The sequence below is a fragment of the Flavihumibacter solisilvae genome (genome assembly GCF_000814475.1).
GTDB lineage: Bacteria > Bacteroidota > Bacteroidia > Chitinophagales > Chitinophagaceae > Flavihumibacter > Flavihumibacter solisilvae.
The window spans coordinates 53,657-68,554 of sequence record NZ_JSVC01000019.1 but is presented as its reverse complement, the minus strand read 5'-3'; the positions used below and the strand labels follow the sequence as shown (position 1 = coordinate 68,554).

Annotated in this window: 14 protein-coding genes; 12 read left to right on the top strand and 2 right to left on the bottom strand. The window is 46.1% G+C overall.

From position 1 onward, the window contains the following. Window positions 1-32 precede the first annotated feature (32 nt). The 6 genes from OI18_RS16685 to OI18_RS16660 are packed head-to-tail and all read left to right on the top strand — an operon-like array spanning window position 33 to window position 4,753. Window positions 33-1,598 carry a carboxylesterase/lipase family protein gene (locus OI18_RS16685; protein WP_039141872.1) on the top strand — a complete coding sequence of 522 codons (1,566 nt, stop codon included), beginning with the start codon at window positions 33-35 and terminating at the stop codon, window positions 1,596-1,598. A 4-nt stretch (window positions 1,599-1,602) separates the two neighbouring features. Continuing rightward, window positions 1,603-2,175, top strand: coding sequence for a pentapeptide repeat-containing protein (locus tag OI18_RS16680; RefSeq protein WP_039141871.1), 573 nt, complete (start codon window positions 1,603-1,605; stop codon window positions 2,173-2,175). Between the two features lie 18 nt (window positions 2,176-2,193). Then, window positions 2,194-2,652 (top strand): YciI family protein, encoded by a 459-nt coding sequence (locus tag OI18_RS16675; RefSeq protein ID WP_039141869.1) that lies wholly within the window; start codon window positions 2,194-2,196, stop codon window positions 2,650-2,652. A gap of 17 nt (window positions 2,653-2,669) precedes the next feature. Then, window positions 2,670-3,149, top strand: coding sequence for an SRPBCC family protein (locus OI18_RS16670; RefSeq protein WP_039141867.1), 480 nt, complete (start codon window positions 2,670-2,672; stop codon window positions 3,147-3,149). 27 nt (window positions 3,150-3,176) lie between these two features. Further along, window positions 3,177-3,674, top strand: coding sequence for a VOC family protein (locus OI18_RS16665; protein ID WP_039141866.1), 498 nt, complete (start codon window positions 3,177-3,179; stop codon window positions 3,672-3,674). An 11-nt stretch (window positions 3,675-3,685) separates the two neighbouring features. Then, a complete protein-coding gene (locus OI18_RS16660) occupies window positions 3,686-4,753 on the top strand; it encodes a linear amide C-N hydrolase (RefSeq protein ID WP_082038013.1) in 1,068 nt (355 codons plus the stop codon). Here the strand turns inward: OI18_RS16660 and corA are convergent, their stop codons facing one another. After that, window positions 4,754-5,728, bottom strand: a complete 975-nt coding sequence (gene corA / locus OI18_RS16655; RefSeq protein ID WP_039141862.1) for a magnesium/cobalt transporter CorA — start codon at window positions 5,726-5,728, stop codon at window positions 4,754-4,756. Between the two features lie 72 nt (window positions 5,729-5,800). Between corA and OI18_RS16650 the strand changes: the two genes are divergently transcribed. Then, a complete protein-coding gene (locus OI18_RS16650; RefSeq protein ID WP_052273316.1) occupies window positions 5,801-6,181 on the top strand; it encodes an EthD family reductase in 381 nt (126 codons plus the stop codon). A gap of 3 nt (window positions 6,182-6,184) precedes the next feature. Beyond that, window positions 6,185-7,903 (top strand): CocE/NonD family hydrolase, encoded by a 1,719-nt coding sequence (locus OI18_RS16645; RefSeq protein ID WP_039141861.1) that lies wholly within the window; start codon window positions 6,185-6,187, stop codon window positions 7,901-7,903. On the opposite strand, the gene OI18_RS16640 is transcribed toward OI18_RS16645, so the two are convergent. After that, window positions 7,900-8,604 carry an HAD family hydrolase gene (locus tag OI18_RS16640; RefSeq protein ID WP_039141859.1) on the bottom strand — a complete coding sequence of 235 codons (705 nt, stop codon included), beginning with the start codon at window positions 8,602-8,604 and terminating at the stop codon, window positions 7,900-7,902. The genes OI18_RS16645 and OI18_RS16640 overlap by 4 nt on opposite strands. A gap of 82 nt (window positions 8,605-8,686) precedes the next feature. On the opposite strand from OI18_RS16640, the gene OI18_RS16635 reads away from it, so the two are divergent. The 4 genes from OI18_RS16635 (at window position 8,687) to OI18_RS16620 (ending at window position 14,871) form a co-directional block, all read left to right on the top strand. After that, window positions 8,687-9,265 (top strand): Crp/Fnr family transcriptional regulator, encoded by a 579-nt coding sequence (locus tag OI18_RS16635; protein ID WP_039141858.1) that lies wholly within the window; start codon window positions 8,687-8,689, stop codon window positions 9,263-9,265. A 138-nt stretch (window positions 9,266-9,403) separates the two neighbouring features. Next, a complete protein-coding gene (locus OI18_RS16630) occupies window positions 9,404-10,132 on the top strand; it encodes an ImuA family protein (protein WP_039141856.1) in 729 nt (242 codons plus the stop codon). A 2-nt stretch (window positions 10,133-10,134) separates the two neighbouring features. Continuing rightward, the gene (locus OI18_RS16625; protein ID WP_039141854.1) at window positions 10,135-11,637 is read left to right on the top strand and encodes a Y-family DNA polymerase; all 1,503 of its coding nucleotides are present in this window, start codon (window positions 10,135-10,137) and stop codon (window positions 11,635-11,637) included. Window positions 11,638-11,649: 12 nt separating this feature from the next. After that, the gene (locus OI18_RS16620) at window positions 11,650-14,871 is read left to right on the top strand and encodes an error-prone DNA polymerase (RefSeq protein WP_039141852.1); all 3,222 of its coding nucleotides are present in this window, start codon (window positions 11,650-11,652) and stop codon (window positions 14,869-14,871) included. Window positions 14,872-14,898 lie beyond the last annotated feature (27 nt).

The window sequence follows — 14,898 nt, the reverse complement described above, 5'->3', positions numbered from 1 at the left end:
CAACATTCGCTTCTTTGCGTTAATTTGTTGACATGAAACTAATTCCTGCATTGATCGCCTGTGTAATTGTATGTAATGCTGCAATTGCGCAGGGCTTTTCCGATTCCGAACCCCGGGTAAAAACGGCCAATGGTATTGTAGAAGGTGTAAACAGTTCCGGTATAAGTATATTCAAAGGAATGCCTTATGCTGCTCCGCCAGTCGGTCCACTTCGCTGGCGCGAACCGCAGGCTGTAAAAAGCTGGACTGGAATCCGAAAAGCGGACAGGTTTGGATCCCGTGCCATGCAGACACAGGTATTCGGTGACATGGTGTTCCGTTCTGACTCAATAAGCGAAGATTGTCTCTACCTCAATGTCTGGACTCCGGCAAAATCTCCTTCAGACCGGCTTCCTGTGCTCGTGTATTTTTATGGTGGTGGTTTTGTGGCAGGAGATGGTTCCGAGCCGCGATACGACGGGGAAAACATGGCCCGGAAAGGTATTGTTTCAGTCACTGTCAATTACCGGTTAGGCATATTCGGTTTCTATGCGCACCCCGGATTAAGCAAAGAATCAACCCACCAGGGTTCAGGTAACTATGGCCTGATGGACCAGGCTGCTGCGTTACAATGGGTCAACAAAAACATAGCAGCCTTTGGTGGCGATCCTTCAAAGGTGACCATCGCAGGTGAATCTGCCGGCTCTATTTCGGTTAGTGCACAAATGGCCTCCCCGCTATCAAAGGGCTTATTCGCCCGGGCAATCGGGGAGAGCGGATCGGTCCTGGGAACACTGTCTGCTGTTCCGCTTTCAGTTGGGGAACAAAGGGGAGTGGAGTTTGCTAAAACAACTGGCGTGTCTGCCCTGGAAGACCTCAGGAAAATCCCGGCTGACAAATTGCTTGCCCTTGCTGCAACATTCAACCCTTTCCGGTTTCCTATAACGGTAGATGGACGTTTTTTTCCCAAAGACCCGTTTGAGATCTTTCGACAGGGAGAGCAGGCTAAAGTACCATTACTCGCGGGATGGAATTCGCAGGAAATGAGTTACCAGGCTTTAGTCGGAAATGAGAAGCCAACCGTCGAATCCTATAAGAAAGCAGTTCAAAAAGCATATGGTGAAAATGCAACAGAAGTTTTACAGGTGTACCAGGCTGCTTCCGACCAGCAGGTAGAACAGGTTGCCACGGATCTTGCCGGTGACAGGTTCATTGGTTTCAGTACCTGGAAATGGATCAGTATGCATCGTAAAGCCGGGTCGAAACAGGTATATCGGTACCTGTATGCCAGGCCCCGTCCTGCTCTGCGCAAGGGGAAGCCAGACGCGACTGATAAAGGAGCAGTTCACTCAGCTGAAATTGAATATGCAATGGGAAATCTTCCGCTAAACAATGTGTTCGACTGGCAGCCGGAGGATTATAAAGTTTCAGTGATCCTGCAGACCTATTTCGTCAATTTCATCAGTACGGGTGATCCAAACGGTTTCGGGCTACCCTTATGGCCCGATGTAGGTACTTCGGAAAATGTCAACTTAATGGTAATTGATTCCGATACTAAGCTCATACAGGATAAAAATGCAGCCCGCTATAACCTATTGGACAGGATGCTGAAAAAATAATACTATGGGTAACGGATATTTTGAAGACGAAACTTTTGAATCGATCAACTATAAAGAAAAGCGGATTCCGGCTGGTTCATATGAGTTGTGCAGGTTTGTAGACTGTGATTTTTCTGAAGCTGACCTGTCCGGACTACAGTTTACAGAATGTGAGTTCAGCGGTTGTAACATGAGCATGGTAAAACTTAACAACACCGCTTTTAATGATATTAAGTTTGTTGATTGCAAACTCCAGGGCGCTAATTTCGAACCATGCAACACGGTCCTGTTTTCCGTCAGTTTTGAAAAGTGTATCCTGAATTATTCTTCCTTTTACAAGCGAAGTTTAAAGAAGGCGCGGTTTTCAGTTTGCACCATTCATGAAGCAGATTTTACAGAAGCTGATCTTAGTGGTTCCGTTTTTGAGAGCTGTGACCTGCATAACACCCGATTTGAGAACACCTTACTGGAGAAAGCTGACTTGCGTACTTCCTTCAACTTTTCAATTGATCCGGAAAAAAATAAAATAAAGAAAGCTGTATTTTCTGTGCCTGGTGTTCTCGCTCTGTTGGAGAAGTTCGATATTGTAATCAAATAATAAAACCTGTACTGCTGTATGAGACAAATGCTTTTAATATTCGCTGCTGCACTGTTTTTCATCAATGCCCAGGCACAATCCACGAACCCCAAATATGATAAGCAACTTGCCGATTCATTGGGCGGCGATGATTACGGGATGAAATTATATGTGCTCGTCATCCTGAAAACCGGGACAAATACCAGCGCATCAAAACAACTTACTGACAGCCTGTTCAGGGGTCACCTCGAAAATATCAACAGGCTCGCTGCAGAAAATAAACTTGTAGTAGCCGGTCCGCTCAAAAAAAATGAAAAAGCATATCGCGGAATTTTTATTCTTGACGTCAGGTCAATCGCTGAAGCGAAAGAATTACTGAAGACCGATCCCGCTGTTGAACAGAAGCTGCTGGATGCCGAGCTGTTTGAATGGTATGGGTCTGCAGCTTTGCCGGTTTACCTGAAGCAGCACGAAAAAATTGAAAAGAAGTCGTTCTGAAACTATAATCTTTTAGTATGAATAGCCTGAATGATCATGAAACAACTGCCGACAGGGAGATTGTTTCTTCAAGGATTTTCAGAATCGGCCGTGACCTGCTGTTCACTGCCTGGTCCGATCCGCATTTGCTTGCGCGGTGGTGGGGCCCCAAAGGGTTTACCAACACATTTCATGAATTTGATTTCAGGCAGGGTGGGGACTGGAAGTTTATCATGCATGGCCCGGAAGGTGGAAATTATTCCAACCACAGCAGGTTTATTGAGATCATTGTTCCGGAGAGAATAGTCCTCGATCATATTTCCAATCCCCCGTTCCGCGTGATTGCCAGCTTTGATCACCACCATGAGGATACGCTGCTGACCTTCAGGATGATATTCAATACTGCCCAGGAAAGGGATAAGGTGAGCAAATATGCAGTTGACGCAAATGAACAGAACTTTGACCGGCTTGAAGCGCTGCTGAATGAAACCTATCCCGAAACCGGGACCAGGGGTTGATCTGTGGGTAATTTGGTAAATTCAGGTATGGATAATCAGTATAAAGTTCCTGCGCGTACGACCATCGGACACGTACACCTGAAAGTAGCCGACCTGCCCAGGTCGTTGAAATTTTATTGCGATGTACTTGGGTTTGAGCTCACTACTATGTATGGCGACCAGGCAGCATTTATTTCAGCCGGTGGGTATCACCATCACATCGGGCTGAATACCTGGTATAGCAAAGACGCAAAGCCCGCGCCGCTTCATAATGCCGGCCTCTTTCACGTAGCCATACTTTATCCCAACCGGCGGGATCTTGCCGTGGCGCTTAATCGCCTGAACCTTGCAGGAATTACGCTCACAGGTGCAGCTGATCATGGAGTTTCTGAAGCCCTTTACCTTAATGACCCGGATGATAACGGCGTAGAATTATATTGGGACCGGCCTAAGGATCAGTGGCCTAAAAAAGAAGATGGATCTTTGTACATGTATACGATGGCGCTGGATATTGATAACCTGCTTGGAGAACTGGATAAACCTTAAAAAGCGGAAACATGAAAAGGGTAATCATTTTTTGCATCTGCTGGATGTTACTCCAAAGTACACAATCAATAGCTTGTACAACATTTCTCATAAAAAGGAATGGTCAACTGGTTTTTGGCCGCAATTATGACTGGGTAACGGGATCGGGATTTGTTACAACTAACCTGAGCGGATTGTCGAAATCGTCCCTGCTGTCTACAGATAAATCACCCTTAAAATGGACTTCGAAATACGGGAGCATCACTTTCAACCAGTATGGAAAAGAATTTCCCACCGGTGGGATGAATGAAACAGGATTGGTTGTTGAACTGATGTGGGCCGACGGAACGCAATATCCTGAAGCAGACGAACGACCTGCGCTTGGTGTGTTGCAGTGGATCCAGTTCCAGCTGGACAACTATTCCACCGTGGCAGAAGTTCTGTCTTCAGACAGATTGATCCGGATTTCACAGGATAATCCTCCACTGCACTACCTGGTAGCCGACGCACAGGGAAATGCCGCAACTATTGAATTTTATGGTGGAAGGCTGACCGTTCACACCGGAAAAGATCTTCCTTTCCCTGTATTGACCAACAGTACCTATGAGCAATCTGCCAAATCAGTTACCACGGCAAATATTCAACAGGGAAATTCAAGCTTTGACTTCCAGGATAATTCTTTGCAGCGTTTTGCCAAAGCATGTTCAATGATCCGTGATTACAATGTCCGGAGAATAGATGTGGCTCCTGTAGACTATGCATTCAGTATACTGGAGAATGTTTCCCAGCAAGGGTTTACGAAGTGGAGTATCGTTTATGATATTGCCAACAGGCGGATCTCATTCAGAACTGATGGTTACCAGGAGATCAAGAATTTGCCTTTCGAGAGTTTTCGCTTTGATTGTAATTCCGGTTCAAAAGTGCTTGATATGAATCAGCATCTCCAGGGTAATGTGGCTTCGCGTTTTGTTCCTTTTACTGATTCATTCAATCGTAAAGTATTGGAAGTTTCTGTTGCGGAAAGTAAACCGCAGATCGAAATCAGCAGGAAATCGGTTGATGAACACCTTGCACTTCCGGCTGCATTTCATTGCAAATAATTACAACCAGCCGGAACGCCGGAATAAAAGGTAGATAAGCAGGCATGCTACAATAGTGCCGGTTACCACAACCGGGTATCCATATTGCCAGGTCAGCTCCGGCATGAATTTGAAGTTCATGCCATAAAAACCTGCTACCATCGTAGGAACAGCGATGATGGCGGCCCAGCCCGCAAACTTTTTGGAAATATCGTTCTGCGAAATAGAAATGAGGGAGAAGTTGGCTTCTAACGCAGTGTTGAGCAGTTCACGCGCATGGTCAACCATCTCATTGATCCGGAGGGCATGATCATAAATGTCCCGGAAATATGGTTGCGTATCAGCGGAAATAAATGAGTTGTCATATCGCATCAGCCGGTTGCAAATGTCGACAAGCGGGGAGACTGCTCTTTTCACTTCCAGCATCTGTCTTTTCAGCACATATATATCGTGTGTCGTTTCCCGGGATGGCTTATCTGCAAACACTTTATCCTCGATCGACAACAGTTCTTCTTCAAGTGCTTCCACTACCGGGAAATACTGGTCAACGATCGCATCCATGACTGCATAAAGCGCAAACCCCTGGCCTATGCGAAGTTGTGATGGCATGCTTTCACAGCGGCTGCGGACATCCGAATAGGAAATTGATGAGCCATGGCGTACTGTAAGTAAAAAATGGCTCCCGATAAAGAAATGCGTTTCGCCAAAATCGATCTTGTGCTGCAATTGATTGACCTGGGCTGTTCGGAGGACAATGAAAAGAGTTTCACCGTATCGTTCGATCTTTGGCCGTTGGTGGGCGTTGTGCGCATCTTCCACCGCAAGATCGTGGAGATCGAAGTGTCTCTGGAAAAGTTCAAGGGTTTTTTCGCCCGGTTCATGTAGTCCGACCCATACAAATTGCGTTTCAAAAATGGGATCATCCAGGTGATTAATATCGAAATCAGGTACCCTGATGCCATTGGAATAAGCAGCACAGTTAATTACCTCCTTCATAGCTGGAAGTTATTGGTACAAAGTTATAATCTACAAAGCCGTGGACTCAAATTTTATTGATTTTTCCGATAAATGAACGTAAATTATATAACAACACCAACGGAGGGAATTGCCATGTATAAAGTAACTCTTTTGTACAGCCAGCCTGCCGATGCAGCCGCGTTTGACAAGTATTTCCTCGAAACGCACTTACCCCTTGCCGAAAGGCTCGAGGGATACCTGAAAATGGAGCTGACCAACTTTGTAAGTAATCCATCAGGCGAAAAGCCTCCCTTTTACAGGATGTCTGAACTTTATTTCGTTGATCAGCACTCCCTGCAGCATTCATTGGATTCGCCGGAAGGAAAGGCTATGGTCACTGATTTTAGTAAGTTCGCACCCGGCGGCGTGCAGATGATTTTTGGCAGTGTCGAAGAATTGTCCGTGGAATTTGATACGGATAGAGTATTTTAAAACATGAAGTCACTGTTTTCCCTTCTTTTTCAGTCAATACTATTCGCTTCCGTTATTAATAGCTTTCCATGTTTTGCCCAGGACCGCGAGTTGTTGGTTCGTGATTCGGTTCGGATCCCGCTTCGTAATGGTAAATATGTTTCAGCCATTATTGTAACGGACCCGGCTATAAGGGAGCCACTTCCCGCAGTATTGTTTTATACCACCTACTACATGGGACCGGGTGATACCAATGTAGCCCGTCGTGCAGCATTGAAGGGATATGTTGGCGTGCTTGCTTATTGCAGGGGAATCCGCTCAGACCTGGCGGATTATATACCATTCGTAAATGACGGGAATGATGCTTACGACGTAATAGACTGGATCAGCAGGCAGAAATGGTGTAACGGGAAGATAGGAATGTATGGTGGCAGTTATACCGGCTACGTTCAATGGGCAGCAGCAAGCCGTTTTCATCCGGCCCTCAAAACGATTGTACCACAAGTGCCGGTAATGCCCGGTTTCGATTTTCCAATGGAAAACAACATTCCGCTTGGACATATTTTAAGCTGGTCCCACGACAACATTTACAAATTGCCGCGCCTGAACGGGGATCTTCTTTTTACATGGTTTGAAAAGGGAATTCCATACCGGCGGCTAGATAGTCTCGCCGGAAGAAAGAATCCTATTTTTCAACAATGGTTGCGTCATCCAGCATATGATCAATACTGGCAGTCATTCGCGCCTTCCCCGTCTCAATACGGACAAATCAATATCCCAGTCCTAACCACAACCGGGTATTATGATGGCTGCGCCATCAGTGCGCTGGAATACTATAAACGGCACAACCAGTTCAACAGCCATGCTGAACATTACCTTGTGATCGGTCCCTATGATCATTGGGGCGGTCAAAGACGGTTTGCGGATACGCTGATGGGTTATGCCGTTGACAGTGCCGCCCGCCTGAATATGGTAGATATAGCGTTTGATTGGCTCGATCATATCCTGAAGGGTGCGCCGCGACCATCCATCCTGAAAGACCGTATTAACTACGAGATCATGGGAGCGAACCAATGGGGACACGCACCCACACTGGAAGCGATGAGCAACGATACCCTGACTTATTATCTCGGAAGCTCGCAGGAAGGACGTTTTAACAGCCTCGAACAATCGAAGCCGTTACCTGCACTTACATTCGACCAGCAGGTTGATTTCCGCGACCGGGTGAATCATAATAATTATTTTACGCCACTCATCATCAACGAAACACTTGAACCAGGTGGCGGTCTCGTGTTTGTATCACCTGCCTTCCGGGAACCGGTATTGCTCAACGGTGCTTTTTCCGGCCGGTTGAAAGTAATGGTGAACAAAAAGGATATGGATATTTCCATCGCCTTCTACGAGCAGATGCCGGATGGCCGGTATTTCTATCTCACCCGTTACCTTGGGAGGGCGAGTTATGCGGGACAAAACAGCAGGAGACAATTGCTTGTTCCAGGTAAGGAAGTAAATATACCAATCAGCAATACGCGGATCACCAGCCGGAAATTCAGTAAGGGCAGCAGGCTTGTCATTGTGCTCAACGTGAACAAGCATCCATTTGAGGTGGTTAATTACGGTAGCGGAAAAGACGTAAATGATGAAAGTGTCCTCGATGCAGGTGTGCCAATGCAGATCCACTGGTCAAGTGAAAGCTTCATAAAGGTACCTGTGCAAACCGGGATTGTCCCGGGTGGAAACTAATCTAGGGAACGGTCAACAAATTGCAGGATATCAGACAATGTGTTTAACCGGAGAAGATTCGGGTGCTCAAGCTCATTGTCATACCGTTCATGTGCCCAGGTGGTATGATAGGGGATATGACCTGCAAATCCTTCCAGTTCCAGTACCGGCAAAATATCTGACTTTATAGAATTCCCCAGCATCAGGAAATTTGCCGGCTCACAATCCAGGTGGCGCAACAACTTCCTGTAATCGCCAGCCTGTTTGTCGCTCATTATTTCAATGTGATGGAAATAATTCTGCAGGTTGGATTTTTTCAGCTTCCTTTCCTGGTCGAGGAGGTCACCTTTGGTGGCGACTACCAGCCTGTATTGGCCTTGCAATGCTGAAAGTACTTCCTGCACACCGTCGAGCAACTCAATAGGTTTCTCCAGCAGTTCCTTGCCCAGTTGAATGGCTTCAGTTACAAGCCGGATCGATGCGGTGCCGTTGGACACCCGATTGATGGTCTCAATCATACATAACATGAATCCTTTTACACCATAACCATATAAATGAAGATTCTGCATTTCCGTTTTGAAGAGCTCCTGCGAAATGCTGTGATGTGGCAGGTAATCTTCGAGCAGCGCACAGAACTTCTCTTCTGTTTCATGGAAAAAAGGCTCATTTACCCATAGCGTGTCATCTGCGTCAAAAGCAATGACTTTTATTTTGTCCCTCATTGTTATTTTGTACTTTTTACAAAGCAAAAATCGCATTTCAGCATCTCCCTGAAAAGGACATTTGTCCCGGCACTTATAATCTATGCTAAGAACCAACCTGAATTTCCTGGCGTTAATCACTCAGCTTTATGATGAGCAGGATCGTAAAGAAGAAATTACCTTAAAGACATACACGAAGGGAAACCTGTTATTGAAGCAGGGGATGATATTGCCAAGAGTACTGTTTATTAAAACGGGTATAGTAAAATGTTTCCTCAGCGAAGAAAATGGAAAGGATTTCATAGTTGAATTCCTTGGTTCCGGAGAAGTAGCCGGTGAGCTTGAAGTGATCAGGGATATACCCTGCTTATGCAGTGTGGAAGCCGTTACAGATGTGGAAGTATATGCTTTAAGGGTTCCTTATTTCCGCTCATTACTCGACAATAATACCTCCTTCAGCAGATTGTTGATAAATGAACTTGCGGAACGTCTGGTAAATACAAGCACCCGATCCTCAGCGCAACAATTATTTACAATTGAGATTGGCCTGAGGAAAATACTTGGGTTGCAGTCCCGGCTCGGAATTGACCTGTCAAAGGATGATATGGCCGCCTACCTCGGTGTAACCCCGAGGAGCCTTAACCGCGCCCTGAAGAACCTGAGGAAAGATAATGGTTCCTAACCCTGGCCAAGGTCCGGAAAACTCAATTGTTTGACTTTCATTGCGTTAAGTTGCAGTTTATGAATCTAATTAATTTAGTATAATTATGTGCTTATAATACTAAATAAATTAGTAAAATTGCATTGTGAAACCGGGCTTATGCCAGATCTTAACGATGATATTATTGCAGCTTTAAAGGAACAGATCTTTTCAATGAATGGGTATAAGACCTTTCATGGAAAAGACTGCGGGGTGCTTCCAAAACCTTTCACAGACCCTTTATTAAGCAGGTCATTCCCGTTGGGTGTAATACATGAATTCGTTTGTGCAGGAAGTGAAGACTATGCTGCTACTACCGGATTTACTGCCGGAGTACTTGCATCGCTGATGCAGGGTGGCAGGTTTGCGGTCTGGATCAGTACAAACAGTCATCTTTTTCCCCCGGCTTTCACGACATATGGAGTTGCATCCGAAAGAATCATATTTATCCGGTTGAAAAAGGAGAATGATGTGTTATGGGCGATGGAAGAGGCATTAAAATGTGATGGACTTGCGGCTGTAATCGGGGACGTAAAGGAACTGAGTTTTACCGCTTCACGCCGGCTTCAGCTTGCAGTTGAAGATAGCCGGGTTACCGGTTTTGTAATCAGGCGGAATATCCGTAACCTGAATACAACGGCATGTGTGACCAGGTGGAAGATTACTCATTTACCAACAGATTCGGAAGATGGTTTGCCGGGAATCGGTTTTCCCCATTGGAATGTTCAGCTGTTGAAAATCCGGAATGGTAAGCCGCTTAACTGGCAATTGAAATTTGTTGATGGTGGTATTAAGGTTGTTCCCCAGTCTTCGCAAAATATACAGGAGGTTCATCGGAAAATTGGTTGATTATGGAGAAGCGATTTGTGGCGATATGGTTTCCGCACCTGGCAACTGACTGGGTTACGAGAAGCAGGCGGGAACTTGAAATAAAGCCATTTGTTTTAAGTGCTGCTTCGGGTGGACGAATGGTTATAACGGCCAGCAATCTCACTGCAGAAAGCAATGGCGTTTTTGCGGGAATGGTTGTAGCTGATGCAAAAGCGATAGTTCCGGATCTCGAAGTGCTGATTGATAAACCTGGTTTCACCGAAAAACTCTTAAAAAGGATTGCGATTTGGTGCATACGGTTTTCACCACTTGTAGCAGTTGATTTACCTGGTGGAATATTATTGGATGCAACTGGTTGCCCTCATCTCTGGAATAGCGACCAGGGGTATGTCGATGCAATTGCAGGCCGGCTTTCTGATTTCGGTTATGATGTTCGTATAGCCATGGCTGATACCATCGGGTGTGCCTGGGCAATGGCAAGATTTGGATCAGGATCCCGGGTCATTGAAAAGGGCAGGCAGCTTGATGCGCTTTTGCCTCTTCCTCCTGAAGCGCTGCGATTACCGGCAGAAGATACGCTTTTATTGCAGCAGCTTGGACTTCGCCAGGTCAGCCAGGTATTGGGGATTCCACGTGCCTCACTGCGACGGAGGTTTGGTCAGTTACTCCTCGACAGGCTCGACATGGCCTTAGGGAACCAGGAGGAAAATCTCATTCCGGTTGTGCCCGCAGAGCCATGGCAAGAACGCCTCTACAGCCTTGATCCTATTTCCACAATGGGAGGAATTGAAATCGCATTGGGCAGGCTCCTGGAAACCCTGTGCGAAAAATTACAACAGGAAGAAAAGGGCCTGCGTACAGCCAGGTTCAAAGGTTTCAGGGTTGACGGTAAAACAGTCCAGGTTGAAATTAGTACAACCCGACCCAGCACCAGTGTTTCTCATTTATTCAAATTGTTTGAATTGAAGCTGCAGGACTTCAATGCGGAATCAGGGGTAGAGGTATTTATTCTTGAAGCGCCTGTATTTGAGGATAATTCACCTGTCCAACAGGATTTGTGGCAGCTCGGTGGAAGCCAGGCTGGAATTCAATTGTCGGAATTGATAGACCGGCTGTCTGGGAAGTATGGTTCCGGGCATATAACCAGGTATCTGCCTGATGCACATTACTGGCCGGAAAGATCAATAAAATCAGCCGGTTCCCTATTAGAGCAACCACAGGTGGAATGGAGGACAGATCGTGCCCGGCCAGTTGAACTTCTACCCATTCCTGAAAAGATAGAAGTTACAGCACCCATTCCGGATTATCCTCCCATGTTATTTAGGCACAAAGGGAAATTACACACTATAAAAAAAGCAGACGGCCCTGAACGAATTGAGCAGGAATGGTGGATTGAAGAAGGTGAGCATAGGGACTACTATGCAGTAGAAGATGAAACGGGAAAACGTTACTGGCTGTTCAGGTCAGGTCATTATACAGGCGATAAATCACCACATTGGTTCCTGCACGGATTCTTTGCATAAACAAATGTGGTTATGGCATATACTGAATTACAGGTAACGACAAATTTTAGTTTTCTCCGCGGTGCTTCACACCCTGAAGAACTCGTTGAGCAGGCCGCCTCGATGGGTTACAGGGAAATTGCCATTACGGACCGGAATTCATTTGCAGGCATTGTCAGAGCGCATGCTGCTGCCAGGACAAATAACATCCGGATCATTCCTGCATGCCGGCTGGATCTGCTGGATGGACCATCCTTACTTGCTTACCCTGCAACACTTGCTGCATATTCCAGGTTGAGTTCAATAATAACAACAGGCAATTTGCGGGCTGAAAAAGGTCAGTGTCATTTATACAAGAGTGATCTGTTTGGAAATAGTGATGATATAAAGCTTGTTATAGTTCCTCCCGATAAACTGAACCACGGATTTGATTTCGATGCTGCTTTTAAAAATGATTTGGGAGAATATAAATCCGCCTTCGGCAAGGAACTTCATGTTGCGGCTTCCCGGCGATACAATGGAGACGACGGGAAACAGTTGTTTCGCCTCGCACAGTTGTCACGTGAATTTGAGTTGCCCTTAGTGGCAACCAATGATGTGCATTATCACATTCCTGGGCGAAGACAATTGCAGGATATCGTTACCTGTGTCCGTGAGAAATGTACCATATATACTGCAGGATACCGGCTTCATGCTAATGCAGAGCGGTACCTGAAACCAATAGGAGAAATGGAGCGTTTGTTCCGTCAATATCCGGAAGCATTGAATTGCACGCAGGAAATTATTTCAGCCTGCAGCTTTTCGTTAGACCAGCTTAAATATCATTACCCGAAAGAAATTACTACTGAAGGCCGCACGCCGCAGGAAGAACTGACTTTTCTTGCGTGGCGTGGCGCGCATGAACGTTACGGAAATACAATTCCACAAAAGATCTGCGATTCCATTGAATATGAGCTTGCATTCATGGAACAAATGAATTATGCAGAATATTTCCTGACTGTGTATGATATTGTCAGGTATGCAAGGGAGCAGAATATCCTGTGCCAGGGACGGGGGTCCGCGGCAAATTCAACTGTTTGTTACTGCCTGGGTATTACTTCTGTTGATCCGTCGAAGTTCGATCTCCTGTTTGAGCGCTTCATATCATCTGCGAGGAATGAACCGCCGGATATTGATGTTGATTTCGAACATGAAAGGCGTGAAGAAGTAATTCAGTATATATATCGTAAATATGGGCGTGAACGTGCTGCAATTGTGGCTACCGTGACCCAGCAACACCAGAAGGGTGCTATAAGGGATGTTGGCAAAGCGATGGGCCTGTCTGTTGATACCATCAATCGCTTGTCAGGTGCCATCTGGGAATTTACTGAGGAATGGTTTGAAGGAAAACGATTAACGGAGCAGGGCTTGAATCCTGATGACCGGCATCTTCGCAAAGTACTGCAGTTGACCGGGGAGTTTATGGGATTTCCAAGGCAACTGGGGCAACATACCGGCGGTTTTGTGATCACGGAAGGCAGGCTCTCTGATCTTTGCCCGATCCTGAATGCCCGGATGGAAAACCGTACCTGCATTGAATGGAATAAAGATGATATTGATGCTTTGGGCTTCCTGAAAATTGATGTGCTTGCACTGGGGATGCTCACCTGTATCCGTAAGGCTTTTGACCTGGCAAAAGCTCATTACGGTTTGGATCTTACCCTTGCCAATATACCGCAGGATGATCCTGAAGTATATGAGATGATCTGCAAGGCCGACACTATTGGGGTATTCCAGATTGAGAGCCGGGCACAACAAAGCATGCTTCCGAGGCTCAGGCCCCGCAATTTTTATGACCTTGTGATCGAGGTGGCAATCGTTCGGCCCGGACCGATCCAGGGCGATATGGTGCATCCTTATTTGCGTCGAAGGAATGGTGAAGAGCCTGTTGAATATCCTTCAAAGGAACTTGAAGAAATTCTCCGGCGGACATTGGGAGTTCCGCTTTTCCAGGAGCAGGCTATGAAAATCGCCATAGTTGCTGCAGGGTTTACACCTGCAGAAGCAGACCAGCTGCGCAGGAGCATGGCAACTTTTAAAGTGCAGGGCATGGTCAAAAAGTTCGAAGACAAACTGATCACCGGAATGTTGAAGAACGGGTATTCTGCCGAATATGCACAGCGTGTATTCAAACAGCTGGAAGGTTTCGGAAGTTATGGGTTCCCTGAAAGTCATGCAGCAAGTTTTGCATTACTCGTATATGTCTCCTCGTGGATCAAACATTACTACCCGGATGTTTTCGCTTGTGCTTTGCTGAACAGTATGCCGATGGGATTTTACCAGCCTTCCCAGATTGTAATTGATGCGGAGAAACATGGGGTAGAGGTAAGACCTGTTGATATTAATTATTCTGAGTGGGATAACCTGCTGGAAGAAAATACCGGTAAATATTGTGCCTTGCGATTGGGATTCAGGCAGGTTAAAGGACTTCGCCAGGAGGATATTATCTTTTTGCTGGCAGGGAGGGGAGAGGGATATGAAACTATTGACCAGTTAAAGACCCTTGGGCTTTCCTTGTCTGTTCTTGAGAAACTCGCCGGAGCAGATGCATTCCGGTCCGTGGGGTTGGACAGACGGCAGGCCTTATGGGAAGTTTCGGCAAAAGACCGGCCGGTTGGACTCTTTGAAGGGAGAAAATCAATGGATGACCAGGTGGAAAATATCCAGTTGCCACTTATGCAGGTCTCTGAGCATGTCGTGCAGGATTATATTACTACATCTCTTAGCCTTAAAGCCCACCCCGTTAGCTTTTTAAGGGATAAACTTAGCCGGTTGGGAGTGATGGCAGCTAAAGATCTTGGAGCTTCTGCAGATGGCGATTCTGTGAAAATTGCTGGATTGGTGTTGGTAAGGCAACGGCCAGGTACAGCCGGTGGTGTTTGTTTCATGACTATCGAAGATGAATCAGGTTTTGCAAACCTGGTCATTTTTCAAAATTTGTTTGAAACCTACCGAAAAGCGATTTTACAGTCCCGCCTGATTATGGTTGAGGGAAAGTTGCAACGGGTTGGAGAAGTTATTCATGTAATTGTAAGCAGTTGTCACGATTATACCAGGCTGCTTCGTGAGCTGACCCCGGCACTGAAGGATAATATACCAGTAAATACCCCGGCAAGGGGTGATGATAAATCAGCTCCTCCCGGTCAACGTAAAAAGACCTCAACCAGCCTTTCAATCCAGACCAGGATTTTTCCGGAAGCAAGGAATTTTAAATGAGTGCCACCGTAATTTTATGGACACATT

What these genes read in the sequence shown, in the direction of transcription:
- OI18_RS16685 (WP_039141872.1), top strand. Translation starts at nt 33, where the DNA reads ATGAAACTAATTCCTGCATTGATCGCCTGTGTAATTGTATGTAATGCT.
- OI18_RS16680 (WP_039141871.1), top strand. Translation starts at nt 1,603, where the DNA reads ATGGGTAACGGATATTTTGAAGACGAAACTTTTGAATCGATCAACTAT.
- OI18_RS16675 (WP_039141869.1), top strand. Translation starts at nt 2,194, where the DNA reads ATGAGACAAATGCTTTTAATATTCGCTGCTGCACTGTTTTTCATCAAT.
- OI18_RS16670 (WP_039141867.1), top strand. Translation starts at nt 2,670, where the DNA reads ATGAATAGCCTGAATGATCATGAAACAACTGCCGACAGGGAGATTGTT.
- OI18_RS16665 (WP_039141866.1), top strand. Translation starts at nt 3,177, where the DNA reads ATGGATAATCAGTATAAAGTTCCTGCGCGTACGACCATCGGACACGTA.
- OI18_RS16660 (WP_082038013.1), top strand. Translation starts at nt 3,686, where the DNA reads ATGAAAAGGGTAATCATTTTTTGCATCTGCTGGATGTTACTCCAAAGT.
- corA (WP_039141862.1), bottom strand. Translation starts at nt 5,728, where the DNA reads ATGAAGGAGGTAATTAACTGTGCTGCTTATTCCAATGGCATCAGGGTA.
- OI18_RS16650 (WP_052273316.1), top strand. Translation starts at nt 5,801, where the DNA reads ATGAACGTAAATTATATAACAACACCAACGGAGGGAATTGCCATGTAT.
- OI18_RS16645 (WP_039141861.1), top strand. Translation starts at nt 6,185, where the DNA reads ATGAAGTCACTGTTTTCCCTTCTTTTTCAGTCAATACTATTCGCTTCC.
- OI18_RS16640 (WP_039141859.1), bottom strand. Translation starts at nt 8,604, where the DNA reads ATGAGGGACAAAATAAAAGTCATTGCTTTTGACGCAGATGACACGCTA.
- OI18_RS16635 (WP_039141858.1), top strand. Translation starts at nt 8,687, where the DNA reads ATGCTAAGAACCAACCTGAATTTCCTGGCGTTAATCACTCAGCTTTAT.
- OI18_RS16630 (WP_039141856.1), top strand. Translation starts at nt 9,404, where the DNA reads ATGCCAGATCTTAACGATGATATTATTGCAGCTTTAAAGGAACAGATC.
- OI18_RS16625 (WP_039141854.1), top strand. Translation starts at nt 10,135, where the DNA reads ATGGAGAAGCGATTTGTGGCGATATGGTTTCCGCACCTGGCAACTGAC.
- OI18_RS16620 (WP_039141852.1), top strand. Translation starts at nt 11,650, where the DNA reads ATGGCATATACTGAATTACAGGTAACGACAAATTTTAGTTTTCTCCGC.